The sequence below is a fragment of the Pseudomonas sp. B7(2017) genome (genome assembly GCF_002112745.1).
GTDB lineage: Bacteria > Pseudomonadota > Gammaproteobacteria > Pseudomonadales > Pseudomonadaceae > Aquipseudomonas > Aquipseudomonas ekonensis.
Genome location: NZ_NEIP01000006.1, coordinates 205,184 through 222,586 on the forward strand (window position 1 = coordinate 205,184; position 17,403 = coordinate 222,586).

The window sequence follows — 17,403 nt, forward strand, 5'->3', positions numbered from 1 at the left end:
CCCTCAAGCGAACAGCTCGCCTTGCAGCTCATCGAGCAGCGCCTGGATCGCATCCAGCCGCTGCTGCGGGTCGTCGAGCTGGAGCAGGTCCAGCTTGTCCGCCTCGGCGAACGGCAGCAGGTAGGCCAGCTGATTGGCCAGCGACTGCTGCCCCGCCGCGTGGGTGCCCATGTCCAGCGCCTCGACCATCGGGTGTTCGGCCAGCGCCTTGAGCAAGGCCACCAGATCCGCGTCCTCGTCCTGCAGCGGTTGCTCGGGCTCGTCGTCCAGCCATTCGATGTCGGCGACGAGCAACTGGTCGCGCTGCACCTCGCTGCGCAGCACCCGGAAGCGCCGCCCGCCCTGCACGCGGATGCCCAGCAGGCCGTTGTCCTGCTGCTGGAAATCGGTGATGCGCGCCTCGCAGCCGACCCGGGCGAAGCCTTCCGGCGCGGCGCCGACCTCGTCGCCGTCGAGGATGCACACCACGCCGAAGCCTGCGCCCTGTTTCATGCAGCGGCCGATCATGTCCAGGTAGCGCGCCTCGAAGATCTGCAAGTCGAGGTTGCAGCCGGGAAACAGCACTGTGTTCAGCGGGAAAAGCGGCAGACTCATAGCCATATCCTTACACCACCATCGACACCGCCAACGGCAGGAACACCGCCGTGGCCACGCCCATCAGACTCATCGCCAGCGCCGCGAAGGCGCCGCACTCATCGCTTTCCTGCAACGCCACCGACGTGCCCACCGCATGCGCCGTCATGCCCAGCGCCATGCCGCGCGCCTCGGGGCTGCGCACGCCGAGGCGGTCGAGCAGCGCCGGGCCGAAGATCGCGCCGATAACCCCGGTGATCAGCACGAACACCGCCGCCAGCGCCGCCACGCCGCCGATCTGCTCGGCCACCAGCATGGCGATCGGCGAGGTCACCGACTTGGGCGCCATGGTCATGAGGATCATGCGGTCGGCGCCGAACCACCAGCCCAGCGCCACGCCCATGCCGGTGGCGACCACGCCGCCTATCACCAGCGTAGTAAAGATCGGCCAGAACAATTGGCGGATGCGCCGCAGGTTCAGGTACAGCGGCACCGCCAGCGCGACGGTCGCCGGCCCCAGCAGGATGCTGAGGATCTCGGTGCTCTTGCGGTACTCGGCGTAGGTCAGGCCGCAGCCGACCAGCACGCCGATCACCAGCAGCATCGACACCAGCACCGGTTGCAGGAAGATCCAGCGGGTCTTCTCGAACGCCGCCAGCACCAGTTGATAGGCCCCCAGGGTGACGCCGATGCCGAACAGCGGATGGTGGATCACCGACGCCCAGGCGCCTTGCCAGTCGAACAGCATCAGGACTCCTCCGTGCCGGCGGCGTGACGCTTGACCAGGCGCTGCATCAGCACCCCGGCGAACGCCATGGACAGGATCAGCGACACCACCAGCGCACCGACGATGGCCCAGAAATCCGCGGCGATGGCGCCGGCGTACACCATCACCCCCACCGCCGGCGGCACCAGCAGCAACGGCAGGTAACGCAGCAGGCTGCCGGCGGCCAGGCTCAGCGGCTCGCCGACCTCGCCCCGTACGATGAGGAACCCCAGCAACAGCAGCAGGCCGATGATCGGCCCCGGCAGCACCGGCAACAGCAAATGGTTGAGCGCCGTGCCGAGCAATTGGAACAGCACCAGCCAGGTCAGGCCACGTAGCAACATCCGACATCTCCGTCCGACCGCCCGCCAAGCACGGGCGGGGCATTATAAGCATGCGGCGCCTATGCACAGGCATTCGCCAAAAGCATGGCAGGTTGACCGGAGCAAATCGCCATGATGATCTACAGTGGTTCGCAGGGCGGTCATGTCCCCCACCTGAAAAACGATAAAACCGATGAACCCAAGGAGAGTCTCAATGCCCTATGTTCCCGTTGCAGAGCTCAAAGATTATGTCGGCAAGGAACTCGGACGTTCCGAATGGCTCACCATCGATCAGGAGCGCATCAACCTGTTCGCCGAAGCCACAGGGGATTTCCAGTTCATCCACGTCGACCCGGTCAAAGCCGCGCAAACGCCATTTGGCAGCACCATCGCACACGGATTCCTGACGCTGTCGCTGATGCCCAAACTGATGGAAGACATCCTGATCCTGCCCCAGGGCGTGAAGATGGTGGTCAACTACGGGCTGGACAGCGTGCGTTTCATCCAGCCGGTCAAGGTCGACTCCAAGGTCCGGCTCAAGGTCGACCTGGTTGACGTGACCGAGAAGAAACCCGGCCAGTGGCTGCTCAAGGCCAACGCCACCCTGGAGATCGAAGGCTCGGAAAAACCGGCCTACATCGCCGAACCGCTGTCGCTCTGCTTCGTCTGAGCACCGGGATGCGAAGCGGCTCACGCCGTTTCGCATCCGCCCCGCCTCCCGGCTGTATATGGTCACCCGGCTGCGGCATACTCGGTCGCCTAATTGCCCGGAACCCGCCATGCGCTCACTTGTGTCCCTTGCCCCGATTGCCCCCCTTGCCCTGGCCCTGATGCTCACCGCCTGCGGCGATGGCGAATCGCTGCTGCCGGCCGATGCGCACCTGCCGGACGGCGGGCGCTACCGCGGCGAGCTGGTCAACGGCCTGCTGCAGGGCCAGGGCCGGGTCGACTACCCCAACGGCAGCTGGTACGCCGGCGCGTTCGACAAGGGCCAGTGGCACGGTCAGGGCGAATGGCACGGCAGCAACGGCGAGGTCTACCGCGGCCAGTTCCGGCAGGGCCTGTTCGACGGCCAGGGCACCCTGACCACCCACGGCAGCAGCTACACCGGCGGCTTCAAGCTGGGCCGGCGCGACGGCGAAGGCACCCTGAAGGAAAACGCCATGACCTACCGCGGCGAGTTCAAGGCCGACCAGTACGCAGGGCTCGGCCGCCTCGAACTCGACGACGGCAGCTCCTACCAGGGCCAGTTCGCCAACGGCAAGCCCAACGGCGAAGGCCAGCGCGGCGACGCCAGCGGCAACCAGTTCACCGGCCGGTTCGTCAACGGCCAGCTGGAAGGCAACGGCACTTTCAACAGCGCCGACGGCGACATCTATGTCGGCGGCTTCAAGAACAACCAACTGCACGGCAAGGGCCGCTACGAGAACGCCGACGGCGACGTGTGGCTCGGCCAGTTCAAGGAAGGCGCGCTGACCGGCAAGGGCGAACTGATCGGCGCCGACGGCAGCCATTACACCGGTGACTTCAATGACTGGCGCTTCAGTGGCCAGGGCCGCCTGAACCTGTCCGACGGCAGTTTCTACATCGGCCAGTTCGACAGCGACAGCTACGCCGGGCGCGGTACCCTGGTGCTCACCGACGGCACCGTCCTGAGCGGCACCTGGGTCAACGGCCAGCGGGTGCGCGACGCCGACGGCAAGCTGTTGCCCGACACCCTCGAGCTGGGTCTGCTGGCCCAGGGCCGGCTGCTCGACGACGCCCTGGGCAACGTGCCCGCCTCTACCCCGGCCGTGGAGCTGTACACCCTGACCTTGGGCGGCGACGGCAAGCAGAGCGTGTTCCTGCGCGAGTCCGACTACGTCGCCAACATGCTCGCCAGCCGCTTCGGCGCCCGCGGCCAGATCCGCCTGGTCAACCACCGCGACCACCTCGGCGACCGGCCGATGGCCACCCGCGAGAACCTGCGCCGCGCCGCCCAGACCCTGGCCGAACGCAGCGGCCCGGAAGACCTGGTGTTCATCTACCTCACCAGCCACGGCACCGCCGAGCACGAACTGGTGCTCGACCAGCCGCGCATGGAACTGGCCGACCTGCCCGCCGACGAACTGGCCGCCGTGCTGGCGCCGCTGAAGAACCGCGACAAGGTCATCGTCATTTCCGCGTGCTATTCCGGCGGCTTCATTCCGGCGCTCAAGGACGAACGCACGCTGATCATGACCGCCTCGCGCGCCGACCGCGTGTCGTTCGGCTGTTCGGAGGAAGCCAACTTCACCTACTTCGGCGACGCGCTGTTCGCCCAGGCGCTGAACCAGACCGACGACCTGGAGCAGGCCTTCAAGCTGGCCAAGGCCACCGTCGCCGAACGGGAGCTGGCGGACAATTTCGAGGCGTCGGAGCCACAGATCTGGGCACCGAAAACCGTGCTGTCGCACTGGCAGCAGCTGCGCAAGCAACAGGCCAGAAAAGCGTTGCAGAGTGCTGCATTGAACGACGGGGCGACAAAGAGCAACTAAGCTGAACAGTATCAAGGGAGAGACACTATGTACTTGACGCCTCAGCATGTCTTGCTTGCCGGAGCCACCGGGTTGACCGGTGAACATCTGCTCGACCGCCTGCTCAACGAGCCGACGATCACCCGAGTGCTCGCCCCTTCACGCCGGCCGCTGGCCGAGCATCCTCACCTGGAAAACCCCGTCGGTGATCCCCAGGCGTTCCTGCCGCAGCTCTCCGGGCGGGTCGACATCGCCTACTGCTGCCTGGGCACCACCATCAAGCAGGCCGGCTCCGAAGAGGCGTTCCGCGCGGTGGACCTGGACATGGTCGTGGCCTTCGCCAAACGTGCCCGGGAAATGGGCGCACGGCACCTGATCGTGATCAGCGCGCTGGGGGCCGACCGCAGATCCTCGATTTTCTACAACCGGGTCAAGGGCGAGATGGAGTACGCCTTGCGCGCCCAGAACTGGCCGCAACTGACCATCTGCCGGCCGTCGCTGCTGCTGGGCGACCGCAGCGAGCCGCGCCTGGGCGAGCAGCTCGCCGGGCCGTTGTCGAAACTGATCCCCGGCAAGTACCGCGGCATCGAAGCCTGCCAACTGGCCCGGGCGATGTGGCGGCTGGCGCTGGAGGAACAGGACGGGGTGCGGGTGGTCGAGTCGGATGAGCTGAGAAAGCTCGGCAAGTGATTGGCGGCGTCTGCGAGGACGCCATCGCCAGCAGGCTGGCTCCCACATTGGAAAGCGCAACGCCCAAACCTGTGGGAGCAACTGCCTGCCCCTGACCTGTGGTGTCCGGACTGACGCCATCGCCAGCAGGCTGGCTCCCACTGGGGAGCCGCGAATGGAGCGCGCAGCGCTGCCTTACAGCCCCCCGGTCGCCTGAAACCCGACGCCGATCACCGTCAGCAACGACAACGGCAGCAACAGCGTGTCGAGCAGTGCGCTGGCCGGCAGGTCCACCTGGGGATACCCCGGCGCCTCCGCCCCGAACCGATCCTTCGCGCAGCACCCGCCATTGATCGCATACAGATCCAGCCGCGTGCCGGCGTACACCACCGGCGCCCCCGGCTTGGCCGCGTCCAGAGTGCGTGCGGTGGCGCAGCCGGTCAGCTGCAACGCCAACAGAACCGCCAGCAGCTTATTCATCGCTGCTCAGGTGATGTTCGCCCCAGCGCGGCAGCATGTCCTGGGGAATGCCCAGCAGGTTGAGGATGCGCGCCACCACGAAGTCGATCAGGTCGTCGATGGTCTGCGGCTGGTGATAGAAACCCGGCGAGGCCGGCAGGATGGTCACGCCCATGTTCGACAGCTTGAGCATGTGTTCCAGGTGAATGCTCGAATAAGGCGCTTCGCGCGGCACCAGGATCAGTTGGCGGCGTTCCTTGAGGGTCACGTCCGCCGCCCGTTCGATCAGGTTGTTGCAGGCCCCGGTGGCGATGGCCGACAGGGTGCCCGTGGAGCACGGCACCACCACCATCGCCGCCGGCGCGCCGGAGCCCGAGGCCACCGGCGACATCCAGTCTTCCTTGCCGTACACGCGGATCTGCCCGTCGGCGGCACCGGTGTACTCGGTGAGGAACGCCTGCATCATCTGCGGCTTGGCCGGCAGCGACACATCGGTCTCGGTGGCCATCACCAGTTGCGCGGCCTTGGAGATCAGGAAGTGCACCTCGCGGTCCTCGCGCACCAGGCAGTCCAGCAGGCGCAGGCCGTACTGGGCGCCGGACGCGCCGGTCATCGCCAGGGTGATGCGTTCCGGGCCGTTGTTCATTTCAGCGCCTCGGCCAGTTTGCCGTGCAGGCCGCCGAAGCCGCCGTTGCTCATGATGACCACGTGGGTGCCAGGCTGGGCCTGGCTCTTCACACGCTCGATGATGCCTTCCAGCGAATCGCTGACGACCGACGGCACCGAACATTGCGCCGCCGTGGCCGCCAGGTCCCAGCCCAGGTTGGCCGGCGCGTACCAGATCACCTGGTCGGCATCGGTCACGCTGTCCGGCAGGCCGTCGCGGTGCGCGCCCAGCTTCATGGAGTTGGAGCGCGGTTCGATGATCGCGATCAGCGGCGCGTCGCCGATGCGCTTGCGCAGGCCGTCGAGGGTGGTGGCGATGGCGGTCGGATGGTGGGCGAAGTCATCGTAGATGGTGATGCCGCGCACCTCGGCGACCTTCTCCATCCGGCGCTTGACGCTCTTGAACGCGCTCAGGCCGGCGATGGCCATCGACGGCACCACGCCGACATGGCGGGCGGCGGCGAGGGTCGCCAGGGCGTTGGCGACGTTGTGCTGACCGGTCAGCTCCCACTCGACCACGCCTTGGGACTGGCCGTCGAACATCACTTCGAACGCCGAACCGTCGTCCTTGAGCAGCTTGACCTGCCACTGGCCGCCGGCGCCGGTGGTCTGCACCGGCGTCCAGCAACCCATCTCGATCACCCGCTGCAACGCAGGCTCGGTGGTCGGGTGGATCACCAGGCCTTCGCTCGGGATGGTGCGAACCAAGTGGTGGAACTGCCGCTCGATGGCCGCCAGGTCAGGGAAGATGTCGGCGTGATCGAACTCAAGGTTGTTGAGGATCGCGGTGCGCGGACGGTAGTGGACGAACTTGGAGCGCTTGTCGAAGAAGGCGCTGTCGTACTCGTCGGCCTCGATCACGAAGAACGGCGTGCCGCCCAGCCGCGCGGACACCGAGAAGTTCTGCGGCACGCCGCCGATCAGGAAGCCCGGGCTCATGCCCGCGTGCTCCAGCACCCAGGCGAGCATGCTGCTGGTGGTGGTCTTGCCGTGGGTGCCGGCGACGGCCAGCACCCAGCGGCCCTGGAGGACGTGGTCGGCCAGCCACTGCGGGCCGGAGACATACGGCAGGCCCTTGTTCAGCACATATTCCACGGCCGGATTGCCACGGGACATGGCGTTGCCGATCACCACCAGGTCCGGCGCCGGATCGAGCTGCGCCGGGTCGTAGCCCTGGGTCAGCTCAATGCCCTGGGCCTCGAGCTGCGTGCTCATCGGCGGATAGACGTTGGCGTCGGAGCCGGTGACGTGATGGCCCAGCTCTTTGGCCAGAACCGCCATCGAGCCCATGAAAGTCCCGCAGATACCCAGAATATGAATGTGCATAGTCGACCTCGTAAAACATGGCCGCAGGGTAGCGCAGGGTGGGGCAAATGGCACCTTGTGTTTGTGGCGGGGAGCAAGCTCCCTCGCCACCGGTCAGGCGGAACGGGCAATGCCGTGCTTGCGCATTTTCCTGTACAGGGTGTTGCGGCTGATGCCCAGCTGCTGCGCCGCATGCGTCATGTGCCAGCGCGTCTGCTCCAGCGCACTGAGCAAGGCCACCCGCTCCGCGTCGTCCAGCGGATGCCCGGACAATGCCTCGACCGGTTGCACCGCCGCAGGCCGCGCCTGGCGGATCATCGCCGGCAGGTCGTCCAGCCTGATCCGCCCGTCCTCGCACAACGCCGCCAGGGTGCGCAGCACATTGCGCAGTTGCCGCACGTTCCCCGGCCAGTTGAACGCCAGCAGCGCCTGACGCGCCGCCTCTTCGATCACGACCGACTCCCCGCCCGCCTCTTCGGCCAGCAGGAAGTCCAGCAACTGCGGTTTGTCGCTGCGCTCGCGCAATGCCGGCAACGTCACCTCCAGACCGTTGAGCCGGTAATACAGGTCCTCGCGAAAGCCGCCGTCCTCGACCCGCTCCAGCAGGTTGCGGTGGGTGGCGCTGATGATCCGCACATCGACCGCCTCGGCCTCGCCGCCGATCGGCACCACCTGGCGGTCCTCCAGCACCCGCAGCAGGCGGGTCTGCAAGGCCAGCGGCATGTCGCCGATCTCGTCCAGGAACAGCGTGCCGCCGTCGGCCTGCTGCAGCTTGCCGCGCATGCCTTCCTTGCGGGCGCCGGTGAAACTGCCGCCGCGGTAGCCGAACAGTTCGCTCTCGATCAGGCTTTCGGGGATCGCCGCGCAGTTGAGGGCGACGAAAGCCTTGGCGCCGCGCTGGCTGGCCAGGTGCACGGCCTTGGCCACGGCCTCCTTGCCGGAACCGGTCTCGCCGTTGATCAGCAGCGGCACGTCGCGCTCGAAGACGCGCAACGCCTTGCGAAAGTCCGCTTGCAGTCCGGCATCGCCCAGGCAAATGCCCGGCAGGCTCGGCGCCGGCGGCTTGACCGGAGCCGGCACGGCCGGTAGCGGCCTGCGCGACTCGCCCCGCAGCACCGCGAACAGAGGGCGCCCGTCGCGGGTGCGCAGCGGCCAACTGGCGCTCGCGTGGGCGCTGGCCCGGCCCAGCAGCTCATCCAGCGAACAGTCGAAGAACGCCTCCACCGGCTGGCCGAGCAGACCGCCACGGATGTGCCCGAGCAGGTTCAACGCGCTCTGGTTGACCGCGCTGATCCGCCCTTCCCCGTCGAACGCCAGCAGACCTTCGCTGAACAGGCCGACGGATTCGGCCTGCAAGTGAAAGCGCAGCAGCCATTGATTGTCGAAGCAGCGCAGGAAATAGCAGCTCTCGATCATCTTCGCCGACAGGTTGACCAGCGCCATGGTGTGGAATTGGCTCTGGCGCGAGACGTCCGGCCGGGCCGACGACACGTCGAGCACCGCCAGCAGCTCGCCGTGGGGGTCGAACACCGGGCTGGCGGAACAGGTCAGGCCGGTGTGCTGGCCGCGAAAGTGTTCGCCCTGGTGAATGGTCAGCGCCTGGCGCTCCACAAGGCAGGTGCCGATGCCGTTGGTGCCTTCGCAGGCTTCGCTCCAGTCGGCGCCGAGCCAGAGCCCGGCGCGTTCGAAGCTCTTGCGTTCGGCCGGGTCGGTGACGCAGTTGAGGATCACCCCGCGGGCGTCGGTCAGCAGCACCGCATGGCCGGCGCCGGACAGTTGCTGGTGCAGGCTGCTCATTTCGTTGCCGGCGATCTGCAGCACCTGCTGCAGGCGTTCGCGGCTTTCGAGGACGCGACCGTGCTCAAGCACGGTCGGCGCCATGGCCAGGGCCGGATCGAGGTGGTAGTCCTCAAGGCAACGCAGCCACGAACGGGCGATCGACGGATCGGCGCCCGGCCCGTGCAGGCGCGGCTTGCCCTGGGTGACGGTGAGCACCTGCCGGACGTGGCGGCTCAGATGGTTTTCGTGCATTTCTTATTGTTCTCCCCGCGGCTTGCGGCGAAGGCGCTTGCACCCTCATCGCAGAGTGACCTGCATGGCGATTCGAGGCCCAGCATCCTCCAGCCACCGGCGCTTTGCAATGCTGGCGGAACCGCCCGGTCACAGGTTGTGCCGCAGGCGGTACAAACTGTCACGCCACCTGTACCGCAATCGCCACAAGCGCCGGCCGCCTGTCCGGCAAAACCGGCGCAAGACCTTGATTTGCCTGACTTGCACGGCGCTGGCCCGACCTTTGCTCTACGCTTAAAGCAAGCGCACATGCGCCTCCCGACAAATACAAAAGCAAGGAGAAACCATCATGCGTTACGCTCACCCGGGTACTGAAGGCGCCAAGGTCTCGTTCAAGAGCAAGTACGGAAACTACATCGGCGGCGAGTTCGTCGCGCCTGTCAAAGGCCTGTATTTCACCAACACCTCGCCGGTCAACGGCCAACCGATCGCCGAATTCCCGCGTTCCACCGCCGAAGACATCGACAAGGCCCTGGACGCCGCCCACGCCGCCGCCGATGCCTGGGGCGCCACCTCGGCGCAGGCCCGTTCGCTGATCCTGCTGAAGATCGCCGACCGCATCGAACAGAACCTCGAACTGCTGGCGATCACCGAGACCTGGGACAACGGCAAGGCCATCCGCGAGACCCTCAACGCCGACATCCCGCTGGCCGCCGACCACTTCCGCTACTTCGCCGGGTGCCTGCGCGCCCAGGAAGGCAGCGCCGCCGAGATCGACGGCAACACCGTGGCCTATCACATCCATGAGCCGCTGGGCGTGGTCGGCCAGATCATCCCGTGGAACTTCCCGCTGCTGATGGCCGCCTGGAAACTCGCCCCGGCCCTGGCCGCCGGCAACTGCGTGGTGCTCAAGCCTGCCGAGCAGACGCCGCTGGGCATCAGCGTGCTGATGGAACTGATCGGCGACCTGCTGCCGCCGGGCGTGCTCAACGTGGTGCAAGGGTTCGGCAAAGAGGCCGGCGAAGCCCTGGCCACCAGCAAGCGCATCGCCAAGATCGCCTTCACCGGCTCGACCCCGGTCGGCTCGCACATCATGAAGTGCGCCGCCGAGAACATCATTCCGTCCACCGTGGAGCTGGGCGGCAAGTCGCCGAACATCTTCTTCGAAGACATCATGCAGGCCGAGCAAAGCTTCATCGAGAAGGCCGCCGAAGGCCTGGTGCTGGCGTTCTTCAACCAGGGCGAGGTCTGCACCTGCCCCTCCCGCGCCCTGGTGCAGGAGTCGATCTACCCGGCGTTCATGCAAGAGGTGATGAAGAAGATCAAGCAGATCAAGCGCGGCGACCCGCTGGACACCGACACCATGGTCGGCGCCCAGGCGTCCGAGCAACAGTTCGACAAGATCCTCTCCTACCTTGAGATCGCCGAGAAGGAAGGCGCCGAGCTGCTCACCGGCGGCAAGGTGGAAAAACTCGACGGCAGCCTGTCGACCGGCTACTACATCCAGCCGACCCTGCTCAAGGGCACCAACAAGATGCGCGTGTTCCAGGAGGAAATCTTCGGCCCGGTGGTGAGCATCACCACCTTCAAGGACGAAGCCGAAGCCCTGGCGATCGCCAACGACACCGAGTTCGGCCTCGGCGCCGGCGTCTGGACCCGCGACATCAACCGCGCCTACCGCATGGGCCGCGGCATCAAGGCCGGCCGCGTATGGACCAACTGCTACCACCTGTACCCGGCGCACGCCGCGTTCGGCGGGTACAAGAAGTCCGGCGTCGGCCGTGAGACCCACAAGATGATGCTCGACCACTACCAGCAAACCAAGAACCTGCTGGTCAGCTACGACATCAATCCGCTGGGCTTCTTCTAAAGAACCGGGGCGGCGCCGCAACCCCGGTGCCGCCTTCCCGACCGCCTCGCGGGCACGCCCGCGAGGCGCCCTGAATGACCACCACCCAAGGACTGGCCGCTCTGGCACGGCCCTTGCGTACCCGTCATCCAGGATCCGCCCTGCATGCGCCACACCTGAAAGTCCAACAGACCGAACAATAAAAAGAGTGAAGAGAGGACTTATGACTTCCACCACACAGCTCAAACCCACCCTCGGCACCCTGCACCTGTGGGGCATCGCCGTCGGCCTGGTGATTTCCGGCGAGTACTTCGGCTGGAGCTACGGCTGGGGCACCGCCGGCACCCTGGGCTTTCTGGTCACGGCCCTGATGGTCGCGACCATGTACACCTGCTTCATCTTCAGCTTCACCGAGCTGACCACCGCCATCCCTCATGCGGGCGGGCCGTTCGCCTACAGCCGCCGGGCCTTCGGCGAGAAAGGCGGGCTGATCGCCGGGATCGCCACCCTGATCGAATTCGTGTTCGCCCCGCCGGCCATCGCCATGGCCATCGGCGCCTACCTCAACGTGCAGTACCCGGGGCTCGACCCGAAAGTCGCGGCGGTCGGCGCGTACTTCGTGTTCATGACCCTGAACATCCTCGGCGTCAGCATCGCCGCCACCTTCGAGCTGGTGGTCACCGTGCTGGCGGTGGCCGAGCTGCTGGTGTTCATGGGCGTGGTCGCGCCGGGCTTCAGCTTCAGCAACTTCGTGCTCAACGGCTGGTCCGGCGCCAACGAGTTCAGCCTGGCCTCGGTGCCGGGGATCTTCGCCGCCATCCCGTTCGCGATCTGGTTCTTCCTCGCCATCGAAGGCGCGGCCATGGCGGCCGAGGAAGCCAAGGACCCCAAACGCACGATTCCGCGGGCCTACGTCAGCGGGATCCTGACCCTGGTGTTCCTCGCCATCGGCGTGATGGTGATGGCCGGCGGCGTCGGCGACTGGCGCCAGCTGTCGAACATCAACGACCCGCTGCCTCAGGCGATGAAGGCGGTGGTGGGCAACAACTCGACCTGGATGCACATGCTGGTGTGGATCGGCCTGTTCGGCCTGGTGGCGAGCTTCCACGGGATCATCCTCGGCTACTCGCGCCAGTTCTTCGCCCTCGCCCGCGCCGGCTACCTGCCCAAGGGGCTGGCCAAGCTGTCGCGCTTCCAGACCCCGCACCGGGCGATCATCGCCGGCGGCGTCATCGGCATCGCCGCGATCTACAGCGACGGCCTGGTCAACCTGCAAGGCATGAGCCTGACGGCGGCGATGATCACCATGTCGGTGTTCGGCGCCATCGTGATGTACATCATCAGCATGCTCAGCCTGTTCAAGCTGCGCCGCACCGAACCGAACCTGGAGCGCACCTTCCGCGCGCCGGGCTATCCGGTGGTGCCGGCCATCGCGCTGTTCCTGGCGGTGGTGTGCCTGGTGGCAATGGCATGGTTCAACGCCCTGATCGGCTGCGTGTTCCTCGGGTTCATGGCCGCCGGCTACCTGTACTTCCAGCTGACCGCCAAGCAACGTTCCGAAGCGCCGGCGGACGCTATGCTCGAAGGTGTATGAGATGCACCGGCACCGGGCCGCGCGCCCGGTGTCTGCCTTATAGAAGTGCATGCAGTCCCTCCCGCAGGGAACAGAGTCATCCACAGATTCAGGAGGAACGCGCCCCATGGCCGCATTCGCCCATACCGTCGGCGCCCAGACCTACCGCTTCGACAGCCTCAAGGAGGTGATGGCCAAGGCCAGCCCCGCCCGCTCCGGCGACTTCCTGGCCGGGGTCGCCGCGCTCAACGACGGCGAACGGGTGGCCGCGCAGATGGCGCTGGCCGACATCCCGCTCACGCACTTCCTCCAGGAAGTGCTGATCCCTTACGAGTCCGACGAAGTCACCCGGCTGATCATCGACAGCCACGACCGACAGGCCTTCGCCGCCGTCAGCCACCTCACCGTCGGCGGCTTTCGCGACTGGCTGCTCAGCGAAGCCGCCGACGAAGCCAGCCTGCGCGCCCTCGCCCCCGGCCTGACCCCGGAGATGGCCGCCGCCGTGTCGAAGATCATGCGCGTGCAGGACCTGGTGCTGGTGGCGCAGAAGATCCGCGTGGTCACGAAGTTCCGCGGCACCCTGGGCCTGCGCGGACGCCTGTCCACGCGCCTGCAGCCGAACCACCCGACGGACGAGCCCGCCGGGATCGCCGCGAGCATCCTCGACGGCCTGCTGTACGGCAACGGCGACGCCATGATCGGCATCAACCCGGCCACCGACAGCATCGCCTCGATCTGCGCGATGCTGGAGATGCTCGACGCCATCATCCAGCGCTACGACATCCCCACGCAGGCCTGCGTGCTGACCCACGTCACCACCTCCATCGAGGCGATCAACCGGGGCGTGCCGCTGGATCTGGTGTTCCAGTCCATCGCCGGCACCGAAGCGGCCAACGCCAGCTTCGGCATCAACCTCAATGTGCTGCAGGAAGGCTACGAAGCAGGCTTGAGCCTGAACCGCGGCACCCTGGGGCAGAACCTGATGTATTTCGAGACAGGCCAAGGCAGCGCGCTGTCGGCCAACGCCCACCACGGCGTCGACCAGCAGACCTGCGAGACCCGGGCCTACGCCGTGGCGCGGCACTTCAAGCCGTTCCTGGTGAACACCGTCGTCGGCTTCATCGGCCCGGAGTACCTCTACAACGGCAAGCAGATCATCCGCGCCGGCCTCGAAGACCACTTCTGCGGCAAGCTTTTGGGCGTGCCGATGGGCTGCGACATCTGCTACACCAACCACGCCGAAGCCGACCAGGACGACATGGACACCCTGCTGACCCTGCTGGGCGTGGCCGGGATCAACTTCATCATGGGCATCCCCGGCTCCGACGACATCATGCTCAATTACCAGACCACCTCCTTCCACGACGCCCTCTACGCCCGCCAGACCCTGGGCCTGAAGCCGGCGCCGGAGTTCGAGCGGTGGCTGGCGAACATGGGCATCTTCACCCAGGCGGACGGCACGGTCCGCTTCGGCAACCAACTGCCGCCGGCCTTCCGCCAGGCGCTGGCGCAACTGGGATGAGCCTCATGGAAAAACCGCCCGTCGATCCGCAAAACCCCTGGCTGGCCCTGCGCAACCTGACCCCTGCACGCATCGCCCTGGGCCGCACCGGCACCAGCCTGCCGACCCGCGCGCAGCTGGACTTCCAGTACGCCCACGCCCAGGCCCGGGACGCGGTGCACCTGCCGTTCGACCACGCCGGGCTCGCCGGGCAACTGAACGGACGCGGGCGCGACAGCCTGCTGCTGCACAGCGCCGCGAGCGACCGCAACAGCTACCTGCAACGCCCGGACCTTGGGCGCAGGCTCAGCGAACCGTCGGCGCAGGCCCTGCGCGAATACGCCGCCGCCCATCCCGGCGGCGTCGACCTGGCCATCGTCGTGGCCGACGGCCTCTCGGCGCTGGCCGTCCATCGCCACACCGTGCCGTTCCTCACGCGCCTGGAAGAGCAGATGGGCGCCGACGGATGGTCATGCGCGCCGGTGATCCTGGTGGAACAGGGCCGCGTGGCCATCGGCGACGAGATCGGCCAACTGCTGGGCGCCAAAATGGTGGTGATGCTGATCGGAGAGCGCCCGGGCCTCAGTTCGCCGGACAGCCTGGGTTTATATTTCACCTACAATCCTAAGGTCGGCCTCACCGATGCCTACCGCAACTGCATCTCCAACGTGCGGCTGGAGGGCTTGAGCTACGGCATGGCGGCCCACCGTTTGCTGTACCTGATGCGCGAAGCCTGCCGGCGGCAGCTCTCGGGCGTGAACCTGAAGGACGAAGCGCAGGTTCAGACACTGGAGTCGGAAGACGGAACAGACATGAAAAGCAATTTCCTGCTGGATCCGCCCCCGGCCTGAACCGTTTCCGCATTGCCTTCGCGCGTCGGTTTGAGGCAGGATCGACGCACGGCCGCCCGGGTTTCCCATTGCCGTCAGCGCACGTGAAGACAGCCAATTGAAGGACGAGACCTACCATGCGGATTATCCAAGCGACCCTCGAACACCTGGATCTGCTGACCCCGTTGTTCGTCAAATACCGCGAGTTCTACGGCTCGCTGCCTTATCCGGACTCGTCCCGGGCGTTCCTGGAAAAACGCCTGCGGCGCAAGGAGTCAGTGATCTACCTGGCCCTGGCCGATGACGACGACCGCAAACTGATGGGCTTCTGCCAGCTCTACCCGAGCTTCTCCTCACTGTCGCTCAAGCGCGTGTGGATCCTCAACGACATCTACGTCGCCGAAGACGCCCGCCGGCAACTGGTGGCCGACAACCTGATCCGCACGGCCAAGAAAATGGCCAAGGACACCCAGGCCGTGCGCATGCGCGTGTCCACCAGCAGCAACAACGAAGTGGCGCAGAAAACCTACGAGTCCATCGGCTTCAAGGAAGACACCGAGTTCAAGAACTACGTGCTGCCGATCAGCGACGAGCTTTGAACGCCTACCGATGACGGAGCCGGCTCCTTTTGCGAGGGAGCCGGCGCCCGCTCAAGCGCTCCCTCGCCACGGCCCCGCCAGACTGACAATTCCTCACACCGCGACATTCCCCGCTACAAAACCAACACGCTTTTCACGTCTCAAACCGTATAATCCCGACCTTTCCGGCTTGTAAGAAAAACTACACCTGCGTGTAGCCTTTCACGAAGTCATCCGCACAGGCCTGCCGAGTCGGGCCGTCACCACAGGTGCCCACATGGATTTCAACCCGATCGACCTGATCCTGCATCTCGACGTCTACCTCGACATGCTGGTGACCAACTACGGCACCTGGATCTACGCCATCCTGTTCATGGTGATCTTCTGCGAGACCGGCCTGGTGGTGATGCCTTTCCTGCCGGGCGACTCCCTGCTGTTCATCGCCGGCGCCGTGGCGGCAGGCGGCGGCATGGATCCGGTGCTGCTGGGCGGCCTGCTGATGCTGGCGGCGATCCTCGGCGACAGCACCAACTACGTGATCGGACGAACGGCGGGCGAGAAGCTGTTCAGCAACCCGAACTCGAAAATCTTCCGCCGCGACTACCTGCAGCAGACCCACGACTTCTATGACAAGCACGGCGGCAAGACCGTGACCCTGGCGCGCTTCCTGCCGATCATCCGCACGTTTGCGCCGTTCGTCGCCGGCGTGGCGAAGATGCCTTACCCGCGCTTCTTCGCGTTCAGCGTGTTCGGCACCGTCCTGTGGGTCGGCGGCCTGGTGACCCTGGGCTACTTCTTCGGCAACGTGCCGTTCATCAAGAAGAACCTGTCGTTGCTGGTGGTCGGCATCATCCTGCTGTCGCTGGTGCCGATGATCATCGGTGTGGTGCGCAGCCGCCTCGGCGGCGCCGGCTCCAAAGCCGCTTCGCGCTGATCCCGTGTGGTCGCTGAGCGCCTGGCGACGCCGGCGCATCCTGGCCAGGCACCCGATTGCCGATGACCTCTGGCAACGGGTGCGCCATCAGCTGAGCTTCCTCGACGGCATCAGCGCCGACGAAGACCGCTGGCTGCGCGAGGCCAGCGTGCTGTTCCTTGAGGACAAGCACCTCACCGCGCTGCCCGGCGTCGAGCTGCACCAGGAGCAGCGCCTGCTGCTCGCCGTCCAGGCCCAGTTGCCGCTGCTGCACCTGGGCGACCTGAACTGGTACCGGGGCTTCCACGAAATCATCCTCTACCCCGACGACTTCCTCAGCCCCCAGCGCCACCGCGACGCCGCCGGCGTGGAGCACGAGTGGGACGCCGAGCACAGCGGCGAAGCCTGGCAGCACGGGCCGGTGATCATGGCTTGGCCCGGCGTGATGGCCAGCGGCGGCTGGGAAGGCTACAACCTGGTCATCCACGAACTGGCGCACAAGCTCGACATGCTCAACGGCGACGCCAACGGCCTGCCGCCGCTGCACGCCGACATGCGGGTCAAGGACTGGGCGACGGTCATGCAGGCGGCCTACGACGATCTCAACCGCCAGCTCGACCGCAACCCCGACGCCGAAACCGCCATCGACCCCTACGCCGCCGAGAACCCGGCCGAGTTCTTTGCCGTCACCAGCGAGTACTTTTTCAGCGCCCCGGACCTGCTGCACGAGAGTTATCCACAGGTGTACGCGCAGCTGCGGCTTTTCTACCGCCAGGATCCGTTGGGCAGGCTGCGGCAACTTCAGGCGCACGACCCGGTCTATCAGGCTCACGACTGAGGCGGCACGTGGCACCGGCAACAGAATGTGCCTATAATCGCCGCCACTTTTTGGT

General features: G+C 66.3%; 17 protein-coding genes. 10 read left to right on the forward strand and 7 right to left on the reverse strand.

Annotated elements, in window-relative coordinates; translation table 11 throughout:
• Nucleotides 1-3: 3 nt before the first annotated feature.
• Genes CAG29_RS14310 through CAG29_RS14320 form a run of 3 tightly spaced genes read right to left on the reverse strand, consistent with a single transcriptional unit; the run spans nt 4 to nt 1,683 of the window.
• Nucleotides 4-594, reverse strand: coding sequence for an LON peptidase substrate-binding domain-containing protein (locus CAG29_RS14310; protein ID WP_085585965.1), 591 nt, complete (start codon nt 592-594; stop codon nt 4-6).
• Nucleotides 595-604: 10 nt separating this feature from the next.
• The gene (locus CAG29_RS14315; protein ID WP_085632385.1) at nt 605-1,321 is read right to left on the reverse strand and encodes an LrgB family protein; all 717 of its coding nucleotides are present in this window, start codon (nt 1,319-1,321) and stop codon (nt 605-607) included.
• On the reverse strand, nt 1,321-1,683 hold the full coding sequence (locus CAG29_RS14320) for a CidA/LrgA family protein (RefSeq protein WP_085585961.1): 363 nt from the start codon (nt 1,681-1,683) through the stop codon (nt 1,321-1,323). Before CAG29_RS14320 ends, CAG29_RS14315 begins: the two co-directional genes overlap by 1 nt.
• 193 nt (nt 1,684-1,876) lie before the next feature.
• Here CAG29_RS14320 and CAG29_RS14325 point away from each other — a divergent pair, with 193 nt between their 5' ends.
• From CAG29_RS14325 to CAG29_RS14335, 3 genes are all read left to right on the forward strand, one after another.
• A complete protein-coding gene (locus CAG29_RS14325; protein ID WP_085585959.1) occupies nt 1,877-2,332 on the forward strand; it encodes a MaoC family dehydratase in 456 nt (151 codons plus the stop codon).
• 109 nt (nt 2,333-2,441) lie between these two features.
• The gene (locus CAG29_RS14330; RefSeq protein WP_085585957.1) at nt 2,442-4,178 is read left to right on the forward strand and encodes a C13 family peptidase; all 1,737 of its coding nucleotides are present in this window, start codon (nt 2,442-2,444) and stop codon (nt 4,176-4,178) included.
• A 27-nt stretch (nt 4,179-4,205) separates the two neighbouring features.
• The gene (locus CAG29_RS14335; protein ID WP_085585955.1) at nt 4,206-4,847 is read left to right on the forward strand and encodes an oxidoreductase; all 642 of its coding nucleotides are present in this window, start codon (nt 4,206-4,208) and stop codon (nt 4,845-4,847) included.
• Between the two features lie 174 nt (nt 4,848-5,021).
• Here CAG29_RS14335 and CAG29_RS14340 read toward each other — a convergent pair whose 3' ends face one another.
• The 4 genes from CAG29_RS14340 to CAG29_RS14355 all read right to left on the reverse strand — a co-directional run bounded on the left by CAG29_RS14340 (nt 5,022) and on the right by CAG29_RS14355 (nt 9,287).
• Nucleotides 5,022-5,306, reverse strand: a complete 285-nt coding sequence (locus CAG29_RS14340; RefSeq protein ID WP_085585953.1) for a YceK/YidQ family lipoprotein — start codon at nt 5,304-5,306, stop codon at nt 5,022-5,024.
• The gene (ubiX, locus tag CAG29_RS14345; protein ID WP_085585951.1) at nt 5,299-5,931 is read right to left on the reverse strand and encodes a flavin prenyltransferase UbiX; all 633 of its coding nucleotides are present in this window, start codon (nt 5,929-5,931) and stop codon (nt 5,299-5,301) included. The genes CAG29_RS14340 and ubiX overlap by 8 nt, the downstream gene beginning before the upstream one ends.
• Nucleotides 5,928-7,277 carry a UDP-N-acetylmuramate:L-alanyl-gamma-D-glutamyl-meso-diaminopimelate ligase gene (gene mpl, locus CAG29_RS14350; RefSeq protein ID WP_085585949.1) on the reverse strand — a complete coding sequence of 450 codons (1,350 nt, stop codon included), beginning with the start codon at nt 7,275-7,277 and terminating at the stop codon, nt 5,928-5,930. The genes ubiX and mpl overlap by 4 nt, the downstream gene beginning before the upstream one ends.
• Before the next feature lie 93 nt (nt 7,278-7,370).
• Nucleotides 7,371-9,287 carry a sigma-54-dependent Fis family transcriptional regulator gene (locus CAG29_RS14355; protein ID WP_085656260.1) on the reverse strand — a complete coding sequence of 639 codons (1,917 nt, stop codon included), beginning with the start codon at nt 9,285-9,287 and terminating at the stop codon, nt 7,371-7,373.
• Between the two features lie 328 nt (nt 9,288-9,615).
• Here CAG29_RS14355 and CAG29_RS14360 point away from each other — a divergent pair, with 328 nt between their 5' ends.
• The 7 genes from CAG29_RS14360 to CAG29_RS14390 all read left to right on the forward strand — a co-directional run bounded on the left by CAG29_RS14360 (nt 9,616) and on the right by CAG29_RS14390 (nt 17,348).
• Nucleotides 9,616-11,136: an aldehyde dehydrogenase family protein gene (locus CAG29_RS14360; RefSeq protein ID WP_085585945.1), complete on the forward strand. Its 1,521-nt coding sequence runs from the start codon at nt 9,616-9,618 to the stop codon at nt 11,134-11,136.
• A gap of 202 nt (nt 11,137-11,338) precedes the next feature.
• Nucleotides 11,339-12,709, forward strand: coding sequence for an ethanolamine permease (gene eat / locus CAG29_RS14365; RefSeq protein WP_085585943.1), 1,371 nt, complete (start codon nt 11,339-11,341; stop codon nt 12,707-12,709).
• A 106-nt stretch (nt 12,710-12,815) separates the two neighbouring features.
• Nucleotides 12,816-14,210, forward strand: coding sequence for an ethanolamine ammonia-lyase subunit EutB (locus CAG29_RS14370; RefSeq protein ID WP_085694676.1), 1,395 nt, complete (start codon nt 12,816-12,818; stop codon nt 14,208-14,210).
• A gap of 5 nt (nt 14,211-14,215) precedes the next feature.
• Complete coding sequence (gene eutC, locus CAG29_RS14375) at nt 14,216-15,040, forward strand: ethanolamine ammonia-lyase subunit EutC (RefSeq protein ID WP_085586016.1); 825 nt, start codon at nt 14,216-14,218, stop codon at nt 15,038-15,040.
• Between the two features lie 116 nt (nt 15,041-15,156).
• Nucleotides 15,157-15,618, forward strand: coding sequence for an N-acetyltransferase (locus CAG29_RS14380; RefSeq protein WP_085585939.1), 462 nt, complete (start codon nt 15,157-15,159; stop codon nt 15,616-15,618).
• Nucleotides 15,619-15,874: 256 nt separating this feature from the next.
• Complete coding sequence (locus CAG29_RS14385) at nt 15,875-16,531, forward strand: DedA family protein (protein ID WP_085585937.1); 657 nt, start codon at nt 15,875-15,877, stop codon at nt 16,529-16,531.
• A 4-nt stretch (nt 16,532-16,535) separates the two neighbouring features.
• Entirely contained in the window at nt 16,536-17,348 is an 813-nt protein-coding gene (locus CAG29_RS14390) for a zinc-dependent peptidase (protein ID WP_085585935.1), read from the forward strand.
• Nucleotides 17,349-17,403: the final 55 nt, after the last annotated feature.

Coding starts and splice junctions, on each gene's coding strand:
- CAG29_RS14370 (WP_085694676.1), top strand. CDS start 12,816: ATGGCCGCATTCGCCCATACCGTCGGCGCCCAGACCTACCGCTTCGAC.
- mpl (WP_085585949.1), bottom strand. CDS start 7,277: ATGCACATTCATATTCTGGGTATCTGCGGGACTTTCATGGGCTCGATG.
- CAG29_RS14335 (WP_085585955.1), top strand. CDS start 4,206: ATGTACTTGACGCCTCAGCATGTCTTGCTTGCCGGAGCCACCGGGTTG.
- CAG29_RS14310 (WP_085585965.1), bottom strand. CDS start 594: ATGAGTCTGCCGCTTTTCCCGCTGAACACAGTGCTGTTTCCCGGCTGC.
- CAG29_RS14360 (WP_085585945.1), top strand. CDS start 9,616: ATGCGTTACGCTCACCCGGGTACTGAAGGCGCCAAGGTCTCGTTCAAG.
- eat (WP_085585943.1), top strand. CDS start 11,339: ATGACTTCCACCACACAGCTCAAACCCACCCTCGGCACCCTGCACCTG.
- CAG29_RS14380 (WP_085585939.1), top strand. CDS start 15,157: ATGCGGATTATCCAAGCGACCCTCGAACACCTGGATCTGCTGACCCCG.
- CAG29_RS14355 (WP_085656260.1), bottom strand. CDS start 9,287: ATGCACGAAAACCATCTGAGCCGCCACGTCCGGCAGGTGCTCACCGTC.
- CAG29_RS14320 (WP_085585961.1), bottom strand. CDS start 1,683: ATGTTGCTACGTGGCCTGACCTGGCTGGTGCTGTTCCAATTGCTCGGC.
- CAG29_RS14315 (WP_085632385.1), bottom strand. CDS start 1,321: ATGCTGTTCGACTGGCAAGGCGCCTGGGCGTCGGTGATCCACCATCCG.
- CAG29_RS14340 (WP_085585953.1), bottom strand. CDS start 5,306: ATGAATAAGCTGCTGGCGGTTCTGTTGGCGTTGCAGCTGACCGGCTGC.
- CAG29_RS14385 (WP_085585937.1), top strand. CDS start 15,875: ATGGATTTCAACCCGATCGACCTGATCCTGCATCTCGACGTCTACCTC.
- ubiX (WP_085585951.1), bottom strand. CDS start 5,931: ATGAACAACGGCCCGGAACGCATCACCCTGGCGATGACCGGCGCGTCC.
- eutC (WP_085586016.1), top strand. CDS start 14,216: ATGGAAAAACCGCCCGTCGATCCGCAAAACCCCTGGCTGGCCCTGCGC.
- CAG29_RS14325 (WP_085585959.1), top strand. CDS start 1,877: ATGCCCTATGTTCCCGTTGCAGAGCTCAAAGATTATGTCGGCAAGGAA.
- CAG29_RS14330 (WP_085585957.1), top strand. CDS start 2,442: ATGCGCTCACTTGTGTCCCTTGCCCCGATTGCCCCCCTTGCCCTGGCC.